This window comes from Klebsiella oxytoca (assembly GCF_009707385.1).
In the GTDB taxonomy this organism is placed as follows: domain Bacteria; phylum Pseudomonadota; class Gammaproteobacteria; order Enterobacterales; family Enterobacteriaceae; genus Klebsiella; species Klebsiella oxytoca_C.
The window spans coordinates 3,040,652-3,058,165 of sequence record NZ_CP046115.1 but is presented as its reverse complement, the minus strand read 5'-3'; the positions used below and the strand labels follow the sequence as shown (position 1 = coordinate 3,058,165).

At 53.7% G+C, this 17,514-nt stretch carries 21 protein-coding genes; 10 read left to right on the top strand and 11 right to left on the bottom strand.

Annotated features, from left to right (window positions below; translation table 11 throughout):
- The first annotated feature begins 136 nt into the window (after positions 1-136).
- Positions 137-226 (top strand): YnhF family membrane protein, encoded by a 90-nt coding sequence (locus tag GJ746_RS14225; RefSeq protein ID WP_154680799.1) that lies wholly within the window; start codon positions 137-139, stop codon positions 224-226.
- Between the two features lie 165 nt (positions 227-391).
- Complete coding sequence (locus tag GJ746_RS14220) at positions 392-1,558, top strand: MFS transporter (protein ID WP_154680798.1); 1,167 nt, start codon at positions 392-394, stop codon at positions 1,556-1,558.
- Between the two features lie 55 nt (positions 1,559-1,613).
- Here the strand turns inward: GJ746_RS14220 and sodB are convergent, their stop codons facing one another.
- Together sodB and GJ746_RS14210 are read right to left on the bottom strand one after the other, a co-directional pair.
- Positions 1,614-2,195 (bottom strand): superoxide dismutase [Fe], encoded by a 582-nt coding sequence (sodB, locus tag GJ746_RS14215; RefSeq protein ID WP_154680797.1) that lies wholly within the window; start codon positions 2,193-2,195, stop codon positions 1,614-1,616.
- A 247-nt stretch (positions 2,196-2,442) separates the two neighbouring features.
- The gene (locus GJ746_RS14210; protein WP_154680796.1) at positions 2,443-3,297 is read right to left on the bottom strand and encodes a C40 family peptidase; all 855 of its coding nucleotides are present in this window, start codon (positions 3,295-3,297) and stop codon (positions 2,443-2,445) included.
- 339 nt (positions 3,298-3,636) lie between these two features.
- Between GJ746_RS14210 and grxD the strand changes: the two genes are divergently transcribed.
- Positions 3,637-3,984, top strand: coding sequence for a monothiol glutaredoxin 4 (gene grxD / locus GJ746_RS14205; protein ID WP_154680795.1), 348 nt, complete (start codon positions 3,637-3,639; stop codon positions 3,982-3,984).
- A 52-nt stretch (positions 3,985-4,036) separates the two neighbouring features.
- Here the strand turns inward: grxD and rnt are convergent, their stop codons facing one another.
- The 4 genes from rnt to GJ746_RS14185 form a co-directional block, all read right to left on the bottom strand.
- On the bottom strand, positions 4,037-4,681 hold the full coding sequence (gene rnt / locus GJ746_RS14200) for a ribonuclease T (protein WP_154680794.1): 645 nt from the start codon (positions 4,679-4,681) through the stop codon (positions 4,037-4,039).
- A 108-nt stretch (positions 4,682-4,789) separates the two neighbouring features.
- Positions 4,790-5,197 carry a lactoylglutathione lyase gene (gene gloA / locus GJ746_RS14195; RefSeq protein ID WP_004119471.1) on the bottom strand — a complete coding sequence of 136 codons (408 nt, stop codon included), beginning with the start codon at positions 5,195-5,197 and terminating at the stop codon, positions 4,790-4,792.
- Between the two features lie 79 nt (positions 5,198-5,276).
- A complete protein-coding gene (locus GJ746_RS14190) occupies positions 5,277-6,374 on the bottom strand; it encodes an alkene reductase (RefSeq protein ID WP_154680793.1) in 1,098 nt (365 codons plus the stop codon).
- Positions 6,375-6,427: 53 nt separating this feature from the next.
- Positions 6,428-7,027, bottom strand: a complete 600-nt coding sequence (locus GJ746_RS14185) for a TetR/AcrR family transcriptional regulator (protein ID WP_154680792.1) — start codon at positions 7,025-7,027, stop codon at positions 6,428-6,430.
- Positions 7,028-7,168: 141 nt separating this feature from the next.
- Here GJ746_RS14185 and GJ746_RS14180 point away from each other — a divergent pair, with 141 nt between their 5' ends.
- The 3 genes from GJ746_RS14180 to sodC are packed head-to-tail and all read left to right on the top strand — an operon-like array spanning position 7,169 to position 8,935.
- Positions 7,169-7,408 (top strand): DUF1289 domain-containing protein, encoded by a 240-nt coding sequence (locus GJ746_RS14180; RefSeq protein WP_154680791.1) that lies wholly within the window; start codon positions 7,169-7,171, stop codon positions 7,406-7,408.
- A 48-nt stretch (positions 7,409-7,456) separates the two neighbouring features.
- A complete protein-coding gene (locus GJ746_RS14175; protein WP_154680790.1) occupies positions 7,457-8,353 on the top strand; it encodes an aldo/keto reductase in 897 nt (298 codons plus the stop codon).
- 60 nt (positions 8,354-8,413) lie between these two features.
- Positions 8,414-8,935 (top strand): superoxide dismutase [Cu-Zn] SodC, encoded by a 522-nt coding sequence (gene sodC, locus GJ746_RS14170; protein ID WP_154680789.1) that lies wholly within the window; start codon positions 8,414-8,416, stop codon positions 8,933-8,935.
- Here sodC and GJ746_RS14165 read toward each other — a convergent pair.
- Genes GJ746_RS14165 through GJ746_RS14155 form a run of 3 tightly spaced genes read right to left on the bottom strand, consistent with a single transcriptional unit; the run spans position 8,928 to position 12,095 of the window.
- Complete coding sequence (locus GJ746_RS14165; RefSeq protein WP_154680788.1) at positions 8,928-10,952, bottom strand: FUSC family protein; 2,025 nt, start codon at positions 10,950-10,952, stop codon at positions 8,928-8,930. The two genes, sodC and GJ746_RS14165, sit on opposite strands and share 8 nt — an antisense overlap.
- A complete protein-coding gene (locus GJ746_RS14160) occupies positions 10,952-11,848 on the bottom strand; it encodes an HlyD family secretion protein (RefSeq protein WP_154680787.1) in 897 nt (298 codons plus the stop codon). Before GJ746_RS14160 ends, GJ746_RS14165 begins: the two co-directional genes overlap by 1 nt.
- A 10-nt stretch (positions 11,849-11,858) precedes the next feature.
- Complete coding sequence (locus GJ746_RS14155; RefSeq protein ID WP_154680786.1) at positions 11,859-12,095, bottom strand: DUF1656 domain-containing protein; 237 nt, start codon at positions 12,093-12,095, stop codon at positions 11,859-11,861.
- Between the two features lie 171 nt (positions 12,096-12,266).
- On the opposite strand from GJ746_RS14155, the gene slyA reads away from it, so the two are divergent.
- Entirely contained in the window at positions 12,267-12,707 is a 441-nt protein-coding gene (gene slyA / locus GJ746_RS14150) for a transcriptional regulator SlyA (RefSeq protein WP_016810099.1), read from the top strand.
- A 41-nt stretch (positions 12,708-12,748) separates the two neighbouring features.
- Here slyA and GJ746_RS14145 read toward each other — a convergent pair whose 3' ends face one another.
- Together GJ746_RS14145 and slyB are read right to left on the bottom strand one after the other, a co-directional pair.
- Positions 12,749-14,101 (bottom strand): GGDEF domain-containing protein, encoded by a 1,353-nt coding sequence (locus tag GJ746_RS14145; protein WP_154680785.1) that lies wholly within the window; start codon positions 14,099-14,101, stop codon positions 12,749-12,751.
- A gap of 228 nt (positions 14,102-14,329) precedes the next feature.
- Positions 14,330-14,797, bottom strand: a complete 468-nt coding sequence (gene slyB / locus GJ746_RS14140) for an outer membrane lipoprotein SlyB (RefSeq protein ID WP_004851450.1) — start codon at positions 14,795-14,797, stop codon at positions 14,330-14,332.
- A gap of 270 nt (positions 14,798-15,067) precedes the next feature.
- On the opposite strand from slyB, the gene anmK reads away from it, so the two are divergent.
- The 3 genes from anmK (at position 15,068) to pdxH (ending at position 17,322) form a co-directional block, all read left to right on the top strand.
- A complete protein-coding gene (gene anmK, locus GJ746_RS14135) occupies positions 15,068-16,192 on the top strand; it encodes an anhydro-N-acetylmuramic acid kinase (protein WP_154680784.1) in 1,125 nt (374 codons plus the stop codon).
- Positions 16,193-16,284: 92 nt separating this feature from the next.
- Positions 16,285-16,608 carry a C-type lysozyme inhibitor gene (gene mliC / locus GJ746_RS14130; RefSeq protein WP_154680783.1) on the top strand — a complete coding sequence of 108 codons (324 nt, stop codon included), beginning with the start codon at positions 16,285-16,287 and terminating at the stop codon, positions 16,606-16,608.
- Positions 16,609-16,665: 57 nt separating this feature from the next.
- A complete protein-coding gene (gene pdxH / locus GJ746_RS14125) occupies positions 16,666-17,322 on the top strand; it encodes a pyridoxamine 5'-phosphate oxidase (RefSeq protein ID WP_024274268.1) in 657 nt (218 codons plus the stop codon).
- Positions 17,323-17,514 lie beyond the last annotated feature (192 nt).

Here is a 17,514-nt window from a genome sequence, read left to right as displayed (position 1 = left end):
GGATTTTGTCCGATCTTGGGGCAAAGGGGAAGAGCAAAAATGTGCATCACCCTAAATCCAGGAAGATTTTTACGCTAATCTGTGTAAAAATGAGCAAGCTCACTTTTCATGTGGGGATAATCAGGGGGAAAAATTGATGGATACAGATTTAAAGTTTTCGCTGACAACAACGATTATTGTTCTGGGTTTGATTGTCGCTTCAGGTTTGGTCGCCGTACTGCACTAATTTCACAATAAGGGAGAGGTCGCTCTCCCTTTTTCATTGCGCATTATTATCAATTTCGCAAAAATCTTTTGCCATTTCGTTTACTTTTGTTTTTCTGTGATTGATGTCATGCTTTTGACTTCTGATGAGATGCCGTCGCGAAAGGCGGCCTGATGGAGTTCTTGCATGAAAATCAATTTTCCCCTGCTCGCGCTGGCGGTCGGTGCTTTTGGCATCGGTACGACCGAGTTCTCCCCGATGGGGTTATTACCGGTTATCGCAAAAGGCGTGGATGTTTCAATTCCGGCCGCGGGAATGCTGATCAGCGCCTATGCAATCGGTGTCATGGTTGGCGCGCCGCTGATGACTCTGCTGCTCTCCCACCGCGCCCGCAGAAATGCGCTGATCTTTTTGATGGCGATTTTTACTCTCGGCAATGTGCTCTCTTCAATCGCACCTGATTACACCACGCTACTGCTGTCGCGTATCATTACCAGCCTTAATCACGGCGCATTCTTCGGCTTAGGATCGGTGGTTGCGGCAAGCGTGGTGCCAAAACATAAGCAGGCCAGCGCCGTGGCAACGATGTTTATGGGGCTGACCATTGCTAATATCGGCGGCGTTCCCGCAGCGACCTGGCTTGGCGAAACTATCGGCTGGCGCATGTCGTTTCTCGCAACCGCGGGGCTGGGCGTAGTGGCAATGATCGGCCTTTGGTTCTCTTTACCGAAGGGCAGCGCCGGCGAGCGCCCGAACGTGAAACAGGAGCTGTCGGTGCTGATGCGCCCGCAGGTACTGTCGGCGCTGCTGACGACCGTGCTGGGGGCAGGGGCGATGTTCACGCTGTATACCTACATTTCCCCCGTACTGCATACAATCACTCATGCCTCGCCGCTGTTTGTTACCGCGATGCTGGTGCTGATTGGCGTAGGCTTCTCGCTGGGTAACTACCTTGGCGGCAAGTTTGCCGACCGTTCCGTTTCCGGCACGCTGAAGGGCTTTCTTCTGCTTTTGATGGTTATCATGCTGGCGATACCGCTGTTAGCTCAGTCACAGGCGGGCGCGGCCATCAGCATGGTTGTGTGGGGCGCGGCGACCTTTGCGGTAGTTCCGCCTTTGCAGATGCGCGTGATGCGCGTCGCTCATGAAGCGCCGGGGCTCTCATCTTCGGTGAATATCGGCGCTTTCAATCTTGGGAACGCGCTGGGCGCGGCAGCGGGAGGAGCGGTAATTTCCGGAGGACTGGGATATGCGTTTGTGCCGGTGATGGGGGCGATAATTGCCGGCGTGGCGCTGCTGCTGGTGTTGTTCAGCGGCCGGTCGCAGCCGAAAGAGGCGTTCGCCAATCAATAATATTCTAAGGTGAGAAAAATAACCGCAGAAGCAGCAATGCCTCTGCGGTTCGCTTTTATGCTGCCAGATTAGCCGCCACAAACTTCCAGTTTACCAGCGCCCAGAAGTGCTCCAGATAGTTTGGACGAGCGTTGCGGTAGTCGATGTAGTAGGCATGCTCCCAGACATCCACGGTCAGCAGCGGAGTAGCGTCGCTGGTCAGCGGCGTGCCCGCGTTGCTGGTGGAGACAATCGCCAGGCTGCCATCGGCATTTTTCACCAGCCAGGTCCAGCCAGCGCCGAAGTTTTTTGCTGCCGCATCGGTAAATTTGGCTTTGAAATCAGCAAAGCTGCCGAAGGATTTAGCGATAGCTGCCGCCAGTTCACCTTGCGGCTCGCCGCCCGCGTTTGGCGCGAGGCAGTTCCAGTAGAAAGTGTGGTTCCAGACCTGTGCGGCGTTATTGAAGATACCACCGTCAGAGGAACGCACGATCTCTTCTAAGGTTTTACCTTCAAACGCGGTGCCTTTGATCAGGTTATTCAGGTTGGTGACATATGCCTGGTGGTGTTTACCGTAATGGTATTCCAGGGTTTCTGCGGAAATGTGCGGCGCCAGGGCGTCTTTTGCATATGGTAATGCAGGTAATTCGAACGACATTGCTACTCTCCTTTTTATCGTTATACCCGTCATATTTCCTGCTGCATCCTGGTCGGCTGTCTGCGCTTATCCGGTCTACCGGTTGGGCGTGCAGGCGCCGTTCCAGGCGCAAGAGCGCCTTGTGATGCGGCGGAATGATTTTGGGCATAGTACGCGCAATAACCCTGTATTGCGCAAGGTAATAGTAGCAAATTAAAAGATGTGGTAAAAGAGAGAGTTACCCTGTCGCCAAAGCAACAGGGCGCGATTAGCGAATGGTTTTCGGCGTCATGACCCGGCGCGCGCCGACGTAGTGGCGAACCCAGTAGTCTTCACTTAAGGAAGTTATCTGAATATCGCGGCCGGTGCGCGGCGACTGGATAAACTTGCCGTTGCCGACATAGACGCCAACGTGATCGGCGGTACCGCGGCCGCGGGTACGGAAGAAGACCAAATCACCGCTTTGCAGTTCGCCGCGATCGACAGGACGGGCGTCGCGCAGGTGATACATCTCATTCGCCGTGCGCGGAATACGAATTTTGACCAGATCTTTATAGGCGTAATAAACCAGACCGCTGCAATCGAAGCCGGTGCGCGGGGAGGTGCCACCCCAGCGATAAGGCTTGCCAATCTGATCCATCAGCTTCGACATGGCGGTCGTTTGCGCTTTTTGTACCCTGGCCTTATGCGCATCGGCGATGGTCAGCAGAGGTTCGTCGACAACAGGTTTGCAGCGGGTTTTATAGCCTTTACGCACCACGCACTTTTTCTGCACGCTCGCCGTTGCCATCCTGCTTTCCGCTATCGACTTTGTCGAGCTGGCGCACAGCTTTTTATAGCCCTTACGCAGGACGCATTTTTTGGCGGCGCTGGCGGTCTGGCGTGACGCGGTTAATTTAGTGCGGCTGGAGGTCGACGTTTTCTTGCTGGCGGTTTTGGCGGTGGTTTTGCTTTTGGAACTGACTGCTTTTTTCTTCCGCTCTGCGGTAGTGCCCTTAGCTGGATGCGCTTTAGGCTTAGAAGAAGCGTGCGTATGCCCTGTAGCATGCGCTAATGGCGGAAGTGAAATAGTTGTAAAAAGTAATGCACAGAGCGAAATCGCAATTTTGTTAAGACGCGCCACTGAGCAATCCCCTGATTAAATTACAGACATATACCTATGCCTGACGATGATTGACAAAACGCATCGATTCTAAAGCATAAAAACGCGGAGAGTTAATACTCTTTTGTATCAAAAGACTCGTTTGGTTAACATTTGCAAAAAAATGCGTCCGCGAGCCGTTTCCGTGTATGAAAAATGCGCAACGCGTTGCTGCGTATAATAATGAAATGATATTTTTGAGGCAACTTTTGCCTACAGAAGATAAAATGTGGCAAGTGAAAAAAATGTTATTATCGGTCCTGCGTTCAGAGCGCTACAATGACAAATAACTGCCGTAGAGATGTTTAAGGAAGCACGACAATGAGCACCACTTTAGAAAAAATCCAACGTCAAATCGCTGAAAACCCAATCCTGCTGTATATGAAAGGGTCTCCAAAACTGCCGAGCTGCGGTTTCTCCGCTCAGGCCGTTCAGGCGCTCTCCGCCTGTGGCGAACGTTTTGCCTACGTCGATATCCTGCAAAACCCGGACATCCGCGCAGAGCTGCCGAAATACGCTAACTGGCCGACCTTTCCGCAGCTGTGGGTTGACGGCGAGCTGGTCGGCGGCTGTGACATCGTGATTGAAATGTATCAGCGCGGCGAGCTGCAGCAGCTGATCAAAGAAACGGCGGCGAAGTATAATACTGACGAGCCGAAAGCAGAGTAATTTTGCTTCCCATAAAAAAGCGACTTCAGATGAAGTCGCTTTTTTTTATCTCTTATTCTTCGGCTACGGGCAGCGGCCAGCCGCCAAGACGCTTCCAGCGGTTGACAATTTCGCAGAACAGCTGGGCGGTTTGTTCGGTATCGTAAAGGGCCGAATGTGCCTGCGTACCATCAAATTCCATCCCTGCGGCAATGCAGGCTTTTGAAAGCACCGTTTGACCGAGCGCAAGTCCGCTCAGGGCAGCGGTATCGAAAGTAACGAACGGATGGAATGGATTGCGTTTCAGACCGGCGCGCTCGGCCGCCGCCATCGTAAAGCCGTGATCGAACGTGGCGTTATGCGCGACCATAATAGCGCGGCTGCAGTCGCTCTCTTTCATTCCCTTACGCACCATTTTGAATATCGCGTGCAGCGCATCGTATTCGCTTACCGCGCCGCGCTCGGGATCGTTGGGATTAATACCGTTAAAAGCCAGGGCTTCAGGCTGCAGGTTTGCGCCTTCAAAAGGTTCAACATGAAAATGCAGCGTTTCGTCCAGCATCAGCCAGCCTTCCTCGTCCATTTTCAACGTAATAGCGGCGATCTCCAGCAGGGCGTCGGTTTTGGCATTAAATCCGGCAGTTTCAACATCAATTACCACTGGATAAAAACCGCGAAAACGGTCGCACAGACCATTAAGTTGAGCGTTCTCGGACATCAGATTCTCTTAGCTGGAAAAAAGTAGCGCGCATTATGGCAAATTTTACCGCGCCTTGCAGCAGGCAGGGGGGATAAAACAGCGGGCACCGCAGGTGCCCGAAGCGGATTAGTTGCCGAGGCCTTTACCGGCGTCTTTCTCTTCAATCAGTTCGATTTTATAGCCATCCGGATCTTCGACGAAAGCGATGACCGTGGTACCGCCTTTGACCGGACCTGCTTCACGCGTCACGTTACCGCCGTTCTGGCGGATGCGCTCGCAGGCTTCAGCAGCGTTTTCAACGCTCAGCGCGATATGGCCATAGGCGCTGCCGAGGTCGTACTTATCAACGCCCCAGTTGTAGGTCAGCTCAATAACGGCGGTATCGCTTTCTTCGCCGTAACCCACGAATGCCAGCGAGTATTTATACTCAGTGTTTTCGCTGGTGCGCAGCAGTTTCATGCCCAGCACGTTGGTGTAAAACTCGATAGAACGTTGCAGGTCGCCGACGCGCAGCATGGTGTGAAGTAAGCGCATAATGTCCCCTATGCAGTTTATTTTGATACATCAGAGCGTTGAGTATAGCGGCGATAACCCGCCGCTATCAATGGAGGGATTACAGCGTTGGGTAGTCGGTATAGCCTTCAGCACCGCCGCCGTAGAAGCTTTCCGGACGCTGCGGGTTGAGTGGGGCCTTTTTCTGCAGGCGCGCCACCAGATCCGGGTTGGCAATATAGTCGCGACCGAAGGCAACGGCATCAATCAGCCCTTTACCAATCAGGTCATTTGCCTTTTCGACCGTATAGGCGCCAGCGCCGATAATCGCTCCAGGGAAACGGTCGCGCACTTTCTGGCGGAACTCATCGCTATACGGCTGGCCGCCAGCCCAGTCCGGTTCAGACATGTGCAGATAGGCGATCCCGCGTTTGGCCAGCTGTTCGATCAAATAGAGCGCATCGGCTTCTTCATTCGGACCATTATCGACGTTCTGGAAGCTGCCGATTGGCGAAACGCGAATACCGATACGGTCGGCGCTCCACTCTTTACTTACCGCATCAACCACTTCCAGCACGAGGCGGGCGCGATTTTCCACGCTGCCGCCGTACTCATCGGTACGATGGTTAGAAGAAGGGGACAGGAACTGGTGCAGCAGGTAGCCGTGCGCGGAGTGCAGTTCGACGAGGTCGAATCCAGCATCGCGAGCGTTGCCTACCGCCTGACGGAAATCGTCAACGATCCCCGGGATCTCTTCGGTTTCGAGCGCGCGCGGCATCGACGTATCGACGCGAATAGCATGGCCGTTTTCATCGCGCAGCGAGGTGCGGGTACCTGCGCTTATCGCCGATGGCGCAACCGGTGCGGCACCGCCGGGCTGGAGGCTGCTATGGGAAATACGCCCGGTGTGCCACAGCTGAACGGCAATACGCCCGTTTTCCGCATGAACGCCAGCGGTGATTTTTTGCCACGCGGCAATCTGTTCCGGGCTGTGCAGGCCAGGCGCTCCCGCGTAGCCTTTAGCCTGAGCGGAAATCTGCGTGGCTTCGGTAATAATCAGGCCGGAGCTGGCGCGCTGACGATAGTATTCGCCCATCAGCGGAGTAGGAATATCGCCCGGCTCAATGCTGCGCAGACGGGTCAGCGGAGCCATAAACACGCGATTCGGTACGGTTACCGCACCCACTTTCAACGGGGTAAACAACTTTGATTCTGACATACTGACTCCTGAGTAGACCGGTCGTCTTGTGGCTGGTGAAATAAAAACGCCTGTTAAACGGCAGGCGCGGCAATAATATTTTTAACATGAGCAAGGGCGCTTTCCAGCGGCGCGGCGTTACGCGTGATCTTGGCCTGCAGATTGGCCCCGAGCCACAGGGAGTAAAGCACCTGGGAGAGCGTTAATGCGTCGCCGTCAAATGCCAGGCAGCCTTCTTGCCGGCCCTTTTCAAGAGCGTCGCCGAGCAGGATGATAATCTGGCTGGCGCCTTTATCCATTGCGGTGCGCATATCTTCCGACAAATCGCACACCTCGGCCGACAGCTTAACCGTCAGGCAACCGCTGATAATACCCCGCTGGCAAAACTGCGTCAGCGTATGCTGATAGTAGGCTAACAGGCGATCGCGATAGTTTCCTTCGCCGTGTTCAAAATGCTCCACCAGGCGCTGAAGATATCCGGCGTAATGATGGTCGAGCAGCTCAACGCCGAAGGCCTCTTTAGAGCGAAAGTAGTGATAAAAAGAACCTTTCGGCACTTCCGCTGTTTTCAGCAGTTCGCTCAGACCCATACCGGTAAATCCCCGATGCATGCAGAGCTTCTCGCCGGTGGCAAGGATATGTTCGCGGGTGTTGCATTCACTGTGCTTGTTCATGGCGCCCACTGTAATAGACCGATTGGTCTAATGCAAGTCATAATTAAAAATGCTGCCTGGCGCAGAGGGTGATGAACAAAATTTGCTTACGGCGAGTGAAACGTCTTCAATAAAGAAAGAGATCGGTGCAGGAGAGGCGAAGTGGCTGAACAACTTGAGTTCTTCCCGGTACAAAGTCCGTGCCGGGGAATTTGTCAGTCTGATGAACGCGGCTACTGCCGGGGTTGCTTGCGTAGTCGCGACGAACGTTTTAACTGGCAGAAAATGAGCGATGCGCAAAAGCAGGAGGTTCTGCGTCTGTGCCGCCAGCGGCTGCTGCGTAAATTACGCGCAGCTAAACAGGAGAGTCCGGAAGAACCGCAGCAACCTTCACTGTTTTAAGCATAAAATTGCGTATACTCAGGACACTTTTTTGTTGAGGAAGCTGTTATGGTTCAGCGTATTGCTATGGCTCCGCAGGGGCCGGAATTCTCTCGTTTTGTGATGGGCTACTGGCGTCTGATGGACTGGAATATGTCCGCTCAAGAGCTGGTGAGCTTTGTTGAGCAGCACCTGGATCTGGGCGTTACCACCGTCGATCATGCCGACATCTATGGCGATTATCGCTGTGAAGCGACGTTTGGTGAAGCGCTGAAGCTGGCGCCGCACCTGCGCAGCCGTATGGAAATTGTAACCAAATGCGGGATTGCGACCAAAGCACGGCGTGAAAATACCATAGGCCACTATATTACCGACCGCGACCACATTGTGCAGAGCGCGGAGCAGTCGCTGCGTAATCTGGCCACCGATCGTCTTGACCTGCTGCTGATTCATCGCCCGGACCCGCTGATGGATGCTGATGAAGTCGCGGAAGCTTTTATGGCGTTACATCACAGCGGCAAAGTGCGCCACTTCGGCGTATCTAACTTCACGCCTGCTCAGTTTACTCTGCTGCAGTCGCGTCTGCCGTTTACCCTCGCGACCAACCAGGTGGAAATTTCCCCGGTCCATCAGCCGCTGCTGCTTGACGGCACGCTCGATCAGCTTCAGCAGCTACGTATTCGCCCGATGGCCTGGTCCTGCCTCGGCGGTGGTCGTTTGTTTAATGACGACAGCTTCCAGCCGCTGCGCGATGAACTGGCCCGCATCGCTCAGGAGCTGAATGCCGAGAGCATTGAGCAGGTGGTATACGCGTGGATCCTGCGTCTGCCTTCGCGGCCGCTGCCCATTATCGGCTCTGGTAAAATTGAGCGCGTGCGCTCCGCGGTTGTGGCTGAGAAGCTGAACATGTCCCGCCAGCAGTGGTTCCGAATTCGCAAAGCGGCTTTAGGGTACGACGTTCCGTAACCCTTCATCGCCTCCTTAATGGCCTACACTTAGTAGCGATAGAGCCATTAAGGAGGTGCTATGCAACGATGTATTCTTGCCATATTTACCCTTACCGTATGCGCCGGCGCACAGGCGGCAAGCGAAAGTGTTGATATCAATCTGGTGACCAATCAGAGCGTTGGTCAGCACATAGGTAGCGTTAAAATCAGTGAAACCGCTAAAGGTCTGGAGTTTACCCCTGATCTGAAAGCGCTTCCTCCTGGTGAACACGGCTTTCATATTCATGCCAACGGCAGCTGCCAGCCGGCCATTAAAGAAGGCAAAGCCGTCGCCGCTGGCGCAGCCGGCGGGCATTATGATCCACATAACACCGGAAAACATGCAGGGCCTGACGGTGCCGGTCACCTCGGCGATCTGCCATTTCTGGTGGTCAATAACGACGGTAAAGCCACCCAGCCGGTGGTGGCTCCACGTTTAAAAAACCTGGATGAGATTAAAGGGAAAGCGCTGATGATTCACGTGGGGGGCGATAATATGTCCGACAGCCCTCAGCCTCTGGGAGGCGGCGGCGAGCGGTTCGCCTGCGGCGTGATTAAGTAGTCCTTTCGGTCAGCGTTCCGGCAATCGGCGCTTGTTCCAGCTGCGACAGCGCGCACCACAGTCGCCAGATGACCGCCGCCAGCTCTTTGGCCGCGGGCTGGTGATGGTGATTAAGCGTGTCGCAGATTCGCTGCAGCTCCTGCAAAGTCGAGGCGAGAGGGCGCTGCTGTACGCCGCGCTCGCTCATGACGTCCCGCAGCAGGCTAATACATAGATCCCGTACCTGTGAGAGCGGGTCGGAGCGGGTTTCCCATTCCCGCAGCTGCCACACCACATGGGAGCAATTGAGCAACACCACGCCCCAGCGCAGCAGCCAGCGGCGAGCCTGCGCATCCTGACTATTACTTAACTGACTAATATGGTGATAAACCAGCGATTCAAATTCGTGCTCGCTGTGCTGCGGACGACGGCTGAGCTGGTCGACAAAGTGACGCCGTAACGCCCGGATGTGACGGCGGCTTTTGCGGGCGTCTGAACCCGGGCTAATAATAGCGAATGCCAGCCATGCAAGGCCTACACCAATGATTTTCCCCAAATTGTCGTTCAGGAACGAGGCGTAATCATAGACCGGAGGATTGGTGACCGATATAAATGACCCCATAAATACAATCAGCTGTCCCCACAGTCCGGCCAGCTTAGGCATTTGCAGTTTGAGCAGCTGCATGGTGGTCAGCAGGGGAAAAAGGAACAGTAAAAACTGCCACAGATCGGTTATCTGCACCATCAGGCCAAACTTCACCACAAAGCTAAATAGGGAAAGCAGGATCAGGGTGCGCATCAACAGCGTTAACGACTTGAACGGTGAGGATGAGATTGAATAGAGCACGCAGCAGATTGCCGCCAGAGTCAGCGCCGCCGCGCAGGACTGCCATTGGGTGCTAATTCCCCAGGCACCGAGCATTACCAGCGCGCAAAAGGCGCGTACGCCGTTCCACAAGGCTTCGGTCTGGTCTGTATGGCGGGCCAGCGCGGGGGCTGAAGGCACGTTAAATTCCGTTATCGCAGAAGCGTTTTCGATGCGTTTGATCCAGCGGCTATTGTCCAGATAGAGACGACAAAAGTAGCGCAGGCGCTTCCAGAAGGCGATGTATCGGTAGTCCGCATCCGATGGTGGAGCCAGCGGAGCGATAATGCGGGCCACGCTCCAGACGTCAGCGTTTGACTTGGCTAATTCGCTGAGCAAAGACTCCAGTATTTCGCGGGTATTGGCGGGCGCGGTGGGCCAGTTGAGCAGCATTCTCCGCAGGCTTGAAATCACGCTGGTCATTCGCAGCTGCTGGTGAAGCAGGTAGTTCAGCAGCGGGTTTTGCCGACGAAAGCGATAGTGGCTCCAGAAGGCCTGGATGCGCAGCAGATTCATGGTCAGGATCTGCCCAATCACGCTTTCGTGTGCGGAACGGATTGCATCGGTAGTTTCCGGTACCCACAGCAGGCTGGCGTGTTCCAGCAGGCGCGCATGCATGTTTTTCAGCGCAGTTAGCAGCGTGGCACCATCGGAGGTACTCGGTAAGATCATCATCATTAGCCCGCCGCACAAGATGCCGACGATGACTTCGCAGACCCGCGACTGCGCAATGGTCCACAGTTCGTTAGCGTCAGTGATGTTGATAACCGGGAAAGCAATAATCGCACAGGTGTAGCCTGCCAGCTGGAAAGCGTAGGCGACATTGTTGGTGAACATCGCGCAGGCCCAGGTGCAGAGCGCTATCCACGCTGAAATACTGAAAAGAAACAGCCACGGATCGTTAAGCGTGTGCCCGGCCAGCAGCAGCGCCGCGCAGGCGCCAAGCAGGCTACCGGCAATACGTCCGAAGCTTTTGCTGATGACGCCGCCGACGGTAGGAAAACTGACCACCGCGGCAGAGGTCATCGCCCAGTAGGGTTCATCAAGATTCAGCCAGTAGGCGACGCTTAGCGCGAGGCACATCGCAATCCCATTGCGCAGGGCATAGCGCCACTGCGGACGGCTGGCCTTAATCCAGGGGAGTGAACGCCAGGTCAGGGCCTGCAGCTTCATCACTGAGGGCCAATGGCAACGGTGCAGGTGGTACCGGAGACCAGCGTGACATCCGGCGGCAGATTGTCAAACTCAATGCGTACCGGTACGCGCTGGGCAAGACGTACCCATGGAATATTGGGTTTAATATTGGCGACCAGCTCGCCGCCGCCCTCTACGCTCTGGTCAACGATCGCACGTCCAATGCTGCCTACGTGACCCTGTAACTTTTGCTTGCTGCTGTACAGGATTATTTGTGCGCTATCGCCGGGGCGGATATTGCGCAGTTTAGTTTCTTCGAAATAACCCACCACGTAAAACGAGTGGCTGTCGACAAGAGCAAAAACCGGATGACCGACGGCAGCGTAGTCGCCAACTCGGGTGGAGAGATTGGTGACCCAGCCGTCAACCGGCGCTTTGATCTCCGTTTGCGTCAGCTGCCACTGGGCATGAGCGAGGGTGGCCTGCGCCGCGCCAACTACCGCCTTTGCGGCTTCAAGATTAGTATTTGCGGTATTAAGCGCGGTATTGGCGCTTTCCAGGTCTTCAGCGGAAATGAAGTTTTGCGAAAGACTGCGCCTGCGGCTGGCATCGCTGGCGGCTTTTTTCTGTTCTGCCTGCGATCGGGCTACTTCAGCTTTGGCTCTGGCGAGCTGCGCCTGAGCGTTGAGCAGGGCAATTTTATAAGGCGTATCATCAATGCGGAACAGCACATCCCCGGCCTTGACTAACTGATTATCGCGAACGTTGAGCTCCAGGATGCTGCCGGAAACCTGCGGCGTAACGCCAACCTGTTCGGCGCGTACCTTACCGTCGCGGGTCCATGGAGATTGAGTGTAGTAATTCCAGACCAGCCAGGCGGCAATAATGGCCAGCGCGGCAACCAGCAGCGTGGATAAGTATTTTAGTTTCTTCATGAAATGAACATTACCAGATAGTCAGTAAAGCCAGCGCCAGACAGACGGAGAGCGCAAACAACGACAGGTCCATCAGCAGGGGATGCCAGATCTCCCCCGCGTACATCCAGTCCCGAAGCTGACGATGAACGATTAGCCAGATAAAAAAGCCTAACAGGACGGCTTTAAAGATAGGAGGGAAATAGACAGACGCGCCGAACACCAGGTCCTGAAGCGACAATCCGGCAGTGTTAAGACTCAGTTTCACAAGCAAAAATCCTCTGCCGTTGCAGGAAGAATGTTCAGGTGATGCAATTATTCACATTGTAAATCATTGTCTTGATTTTAGTGAATCAGGTAATTCATTTGTTTTGGTAATTTAAATGCTGCACACTATTCTAAAATCAGTATAATAACTTAGCAAGCTAATTATAAGGAGATGAAATTGGAATCGCCACTTGGTTCTGATCTGGCACGTTTGGTGCGCGTATGGCGCGCGCTAATCGACCATCGCCTGAAACCTCTGGAGTTAACGCAGACGCACTGGGTCACGCTGCATAACATTCACCAGCTGCCGCCTGAACAGTCGCAGATTCAGCTGGCGAAAGCCATTGGTATTGAGCAGCCTTCGCTGGTACGCACGCTCGACCAACTGGAGGAGAAAGGGCTTATTTCTCGCCAGACCTGTGCAAACGACCGGCGAGCAAAACGTATCAAGCTTACGGAAAAAGCCGAGCCCCTGATCAATGAAATGGAAGAGGTTATCGGCAAAACGCGTGATGAGATTCTGGCAGGCGTTTCTAAAGAAGAGGTGGAAACTCTGCTTAATTTGATTCGTAAACTTGAACACAACATCCTCGATCTCCAGGCAAAAGATTGACCTTCCTGAGGCCCCGGATATTCCCGGGGCCTCTTTTTAACTTACTCCTGCCAGACCACCACGCGATTACGACCGGTATTTTTGGCTTCGTACATCGCTGCATCCGCGCGCTTCACGCACTCTTCTGCAGAAACATGCGCATCGTGAGTGGTAAACACGCCCATACTGATAGTCATTCTTTCGGGCAGTCCTTCCTCTCGATCGCTCACGGTAAGGCGAACACGTTCGGCGATTGCCAGCGCTTCTTTTGCTCCAATGTTGACCAGCAGCAAGGCAAACTCTTCACCGCCGATACGCGCTGCCGCGTCGTCCTGGCGCACATTGCTTTGTAACACGCTGGCGGCGAACTGAATCACCTTATCGCCCTGTACGTGGCCGTAGGTGTCGTTTATACGCTTAAAGCGATCGAGGTCGCAGACAATCACCGACAGCGGCTGTGAGGCAGACACCTTCGGCAATTGTTCATTCAAAGCGTCATAAAAATAGCTGCGGTTATACAGCCGGGTAAGGGGATCGCGTATGGAGTTTTGGTAAGAGTGGACGTACTTGTTGTGCGATTCACGGTAGAGCATAAAAACGTCGCAAAGTAGTACTAAAACCAAAAACAGGGTGCTCAGCGTTTCAAAGAGCCGAGCCTGGTTCCAGGCGCGTCCGCTATCATTACCCGCGAAGAGCAGAACCATCAGCGTAAATATATAGGCCGTACAAAAAAAAGCGCCGCTGTACCAGAATATATTGCGCAGCTTAGTCAGGCTAATAAGTAAGATTAGCGTCAATGACCAGATGGTAATTAATAACCAGCCAACTCGGTTATGCCATAACGGAGTAAAAGTAAACGTTAAGTTGTCAATAAATTCAATGCTTAACCATGGAGAATTGCTGGAATGAATCCACGATAATATGAGTATTGCCGTGATGAAAATAAAACAGCTGGACAGCACCGCGCCGTGGATTTTCCATGCGCTAATAGTACTATGGCGAATGCGATATAAAATTATCGAAGTCATAAATAAAATAGCCATCATGACGTTACGGAAAAAATAAAAAATAAACGCGTCATTCTGATTGATGACGCGGCCCTGACCGCACATCAGCCAGTCCGGGTAGCTGCTGATAGTCCCCAGCATCAGCAGGGCTGAACAGGCAAATGCGAAGGCAATCGGCGCCAGGTACAGCCTTTTTTTATCACACAGATACTTCATTCCCATAAAGCAGGCGACCATGATATGGAAGCCCATCAGGGAAATAGTCAACACCGGAAAAAGCATAGATGACGTTGCAGAAATACGATGAATTAATGAGCCGCTAAGGAAATTAATCGTAACAATAGAAAAACCGCATACGGTAACGTAAAGAAATATCCGGTGGAGTAAGCATTTAAGATTTAAAAACATAGTCAGCATCCCTCAATAAAAGGGCAAAAGTAAAACGACGCAAACGTCGTAAATGATTTGGGTATTACTGACTGAAGACTACTTGATGATGATGGGGAGAATATTGCGCAGGCGCAAATAGTAGACGCGCGAGAGCGAATTTAAATATATTTGGATTATCTATTTATATTACTGAGTAATACATATTTTATATAAATAAGCGGCCCGTGAGGGCCGCATCAATAAGGTTTAGCGAGGGGATACCGTCACCTGGCTGCCGCTGCCGGCAATGGCCACGCGCTGGCCAACAGAGAACGGCGTGCTGCCCTGTTTCTGCACAACCATAATGGTGTTGCCGTCATCTTTGCGGATTTCCAGCTCAACGCCCTGGGTTTTGTTCATCGCACCCTGTACGCCCTGGCCGGCTACGCCACCTGCAACTGCGCCTGCCGCGGTTGCCAGTGAGCGACCGGTGCCACCGCCGATGGTGTTGCCCAGGAAGCCGCCGAGTACCGCGCCGCCGATGGCGCCGATAGCGTTGCTGTCATCGCCGCCCTGAATCTGAACCGCACGGGTATGGACAATGGTGCCGTAGGTCACGCTTTGGACCTGTTTGGCTTCAGATGCGGAGTAAACATCGCCGGACAGGCCGCTGCTGCTGACGCATCCTGCAAGCGTAAAACCAATCATCGAGACAGCCAAAACACGTAAAATCATTTATGAATCTCCTGTTCACCAAGAAGCGTTCTATTGAACTTCCTTGTAGCCAATTATATGGCATTTAAGCGTCTACTGGCATAGTAGATGCTGTGACTATACTAAAAATAATAATCAGAGTCGTCTCAACCTAAACTAAACACAATTTCTTTACGCTAAGCAGGCTAGTGCTGCTTGTATTGTTAAAAAGTATTATAGCAGCATAGCATTGCCCCCTCGTTTATGATGGAGTGTGGGGATATACGAGAGTCATGGAATGAAGGAAAGCGTATGAAATCAGGTCGCTTTATCGGCGTAATGTCCGGCACCAGCCTCGATGGTGTCGATGTTGTTCTCGCAACTATTAATGAAACGATGGTCGCTCAGCAGGCCAGCCTGACATTCCCCATCCCCATTGCTATTAAAGAAGAGATTCTGGCTATTTGTCAGGGGCAACAGCTCACGCTGGCGCAGCTGGGGAGGCTTGATACACGTCTGGGGCGGCTGTTTGCCGATGCGGTTCTGGCGCTGATGGCGCAGGAGAAGCTACAGGCATCAGAAATCGTGGCCATCGGCTGCCATGGCCAAACGGTCTGGCATGAGCCTGCGGGCGATGCGCCGCATACCATGCAGATTGGCGACAATAACCAGATTGCCGCGCGCACCGGCGTAACGGTGGTCGGTGATTTTCGCCGTCGCGATATGGCGCTCGGTGGTCAAGGCGCGCCGCTGGTTCCGGCGTTCCACCATGCGCTGCTGGCGCATCCTGTTGAACGTCGAATGATTCTCAATATTGGCGGCATAGCCAACCTCTCGTTGCTGGTGCCGGGTCAGCCGGTGCGCGGCTACGATACCGGGCCTGGTAACATGCTGATGGATGCGTGGATCTGGCGTCAGTGCGGCAAACCCTATGATAAAGACGCCCGTTGGGCCAGCGAGGGCAAAGTTGTGCTGCCGCTGCTGCAGGATATGTTAAGCGACCCGTGGTTTGCGCTACCCGCGCCGAAGAGCACCGGTCGTGAGTACTTTAACTACGGCTGGCTGGCGCAGCATCTGGCGCGTTATCCGGGGCTACGCGCCCAGGACGTGCAGGCAACGCTGACCGAACTGACCGCCGTCAGCATCAGCGAACAGGTGTTGCTGAGCGGCGGCTGTGAACGTTTGCTGGTATGCGGCGGCGGCGCGCGTAACCCGCTGGTGATGGCGCGTCTGGCGGCTCTGCTGCCGGGGACGGAAGTGTCGACCACCGATGAGGCCGGTATCAGCGGCGACGATATGGAGGCGCTGGCGTTTGCATGGCTGGCGTGGCGTACGCTCGCGGGACTACCGGGAAATCTTCCGTCGGTCACCGGTGCCTCAGAGGCTTCGGTGCTGGGGGCGATTTTCCCGGCAAATCCGCGGCAAAATCAGAGTTAACTGAAATCACCCGCGCTGGTTTATCCGTAAACTGGACATCGTTGAGGGAGGGCGTAAGGCCTTCCCGGACCGGGAAAGTCGAAGGCAAACCGATGAAAAAAATTCTTATTCTTGCTGTACCTTTTATGCTCGCTGGCTGTAGCTACTACAACCAGTTCGTCGAGCGGATGAATACTGACACGCTGGAATACCAGTGTGACCAGAAACCGTTGACCGTCCATCTTAATAATACTCGCCAGCAGGTCAGCTTTATTTACGATAACCAACAGCTTAACTTGTCGCAGGGACTTTCGGCATCTGGTGCTCGTTATACCGACGGCGTTTATGTTTTCTGGTCAAAAGGCGACAGCGCCACCGTCTATAAACGCGACCGTATTGTGCTGGAAAACTGTCAGCTGCAAACCGCCAAACGTTGAGATTTCAGTCATGGGGGCGCACAATAACGCTACCCTTTGCTTATTTTCTCTAATGCCATGTCTGATAACGACGAATTGCAGCAAATCGCGCATCTGCGCCGTGAGTATACCCGTGGTGGCCTGCGCCGCCACGATCTTCCCGCCGAACCTCTGGCATTATTCGAACGCTGGCTGCGTCAGGCCTGTGACGCCAAGCTCGCTGACCCAACGGCGATGGTCGTCGCCACCGTCGATGAAAACTCGCAGCCTTACCAGCGCATCGTTCTGCTCAAGCATTACGATGAGAAAGGCCTGGTGTTTTATACCAATCTCGGCAGCCGTAAGGCCCATCAGATAGAAAAAAATCCTCGCATCAGCCTGCTGTTCCCATGGCATATGCTGGAGCGCCAGGTAATGGTTATCGGTAAAGCGGAACGCCTTTCGACGCTGGAGGTCGTGAAGTATTTCCATAGCCGACCGCGCGATAGCCAGATTGGCGCCTGGGTATCACAGCAATCCAGCCGCATCTCGGCTCGCGGTATTCTTGAAAGTAAGTTCCTTGAGCTAAAGCAAAAATTCCAGCAGGGCGAAGTTCCGCTGCCGAGCTTCTGGGGCGGATTCCGCGTCAGCATTGAACAGATGGAGTTCTGGCAGGGCGGTGAGCACCGTCTGCACGATCGGTTTCTCTATCAGCGGCAAAACAGCGGCTGGCAAATCGACCGCCTCGCGCCATAAAGGACATAAAAATGTTGCGTTAAGCGCTGGTGCATCGTGGCCCGGCGCTTTATTCTATATGCTTCATTTTTCAAGCTGCATCTTAGTTAGCTGCGCCTGCCTGGCTCTGTTGCACATCTGAGTAAATTTCCGGGGCTTTTACATGCTTGCCGCCGCGATGCAGTTTGAATAATTTTTGCGTAGATATTTTTT

What these genes read in the sequence shown, in the direction of transcription:
- GJ746_RS14220 (WP_154680798.1), top strand. Translation starts at nt 392, where the DNA reads ATGAAAATCAATTTTCCCCTGCTCGCGCTGGCGGTCGGTGCTTTTGGC.
- mliC (WP_154680783.1), top strand. Translation starts at nt 16,285, where the DNA reads ATGAAAAAAATTCTTATTCTTGCTGTACCTTTTATGCTCGCTGGCTGT.
- grxD (WP_154680795.1), top strand. Translation starts at nt 3,637, where the DNA reads ATGAGCACCACTTTAGAAAAAATCCAACGTCAAATCGCTGAAAACCCA.
- gloA (WP_004119471.1), bottom strand. Translation starts at nt 5,197, where the DNA reads ATGCGCTTACTTCACACCATGCTGCGCGTCGGCGACCTGCAACGTTCT.
- GJ746_RS14160 (WP_154680787.1), bottom strand. Translation starts at nt 11,848, where the DNA reads ATGAAGAAACTAAAATACTTATCCACGCTGCTGGTTGCCGCGCTGGCC.
- GJ746_RS14175 (WP_154680790.1), top strand. Translation starts at nt 7,457, where the DNA reads ATGGTTCAGCGTATTGCTATGGCTCCGCAGGGGCCGGAATTCTCTCGT.
- GJ746_RS14225 (WP_154680799.1), top strand. Translation starts at nt 137, where the DNA reads ATGGATACAGATTTAAAGTTTTCGCTGACAACAACGATTATTGTTCTG.
- anmK (WP_154680784.1), top strand. Translation starts at nt 15,068, where the DNA reads ATGAAATCAGGTCGCTTTATCGGCGTAATGTCCGGCACCAGCCTCGAT.
- GJ746_RS14165 (WP_154680788.1), bottom strand. Translation starts at nt 10,952, where the DNA reads ATGAAGCTGCAGGCCCTGACCTGGCGTTCACTCCCCTGGATTAAGGCC.
- GJ746_RS14185 (WP_154680792.1), bottom strand. Translation starts at nt 7,027, where the DNA reads ATGAACAAGCACAGTGAATGCAACACCCGCGAACATATCCTTGCCACC.
- slyA (WP_016810099.1), top strand. Translation starts at nt 12,267, where the DNA reads ATGAAATTGGAATCGCCACTTGGTTCTGATCTGGCACGTTTGGTGCGC.
- GJ746_RS14190 (WP_154680793.1), bottom strand. Translation starts at nt 6,374, where the DNA reads ATGTCAGAATCAAAGTTGTTTACCCCGTTGAAAGTGGGTGCGGTAACC.
- sodB (WP_154680797.1), bottom strand. Translation starts at nt 2,195, where the DNA reads ATGTCGTTCGAATTACCTGCATTACCATATGCAAAAGACGCCCTGGCG.
- sodC (WP_154680789.1), top strand. Translation starts at nt 8,414, where the DNA reads ATGCAACGATGTATTCTTGCCATATTTACCCTTACCGTATGCGCCGGC.
- GJ746_RS14145 (WP_154680785.1), bottom strand. Translation starts at nt 14,101, where the DNA reads ATGTTTTTAAATCTTAAATGCTTACTCCACCGGATATTTCTTTACGTT.
- pdxH (WP_024274268.1), top strand. Translation starts at nt 16,666, where the DNA reads ATGTCTGATAACGACGAATTGCAGCAAATCGCGCATCTGCGCCGTGAG.
- rnt (WP_154680794.1), bottom strand. Translation starts at nt 4,681, where the DNA reads ATGTCCGAGAACGCTCAACTTAATGGTCTGTGCGACCGTTTTCGCGGT.
- slyB (WP_004851450.1), bottom strand. Translation starts at nt 14,797, where the DNA reads ATGATTTTACGTGTTTTGGCTGTCTCGATGATTGGTTTTACGCTTGCA.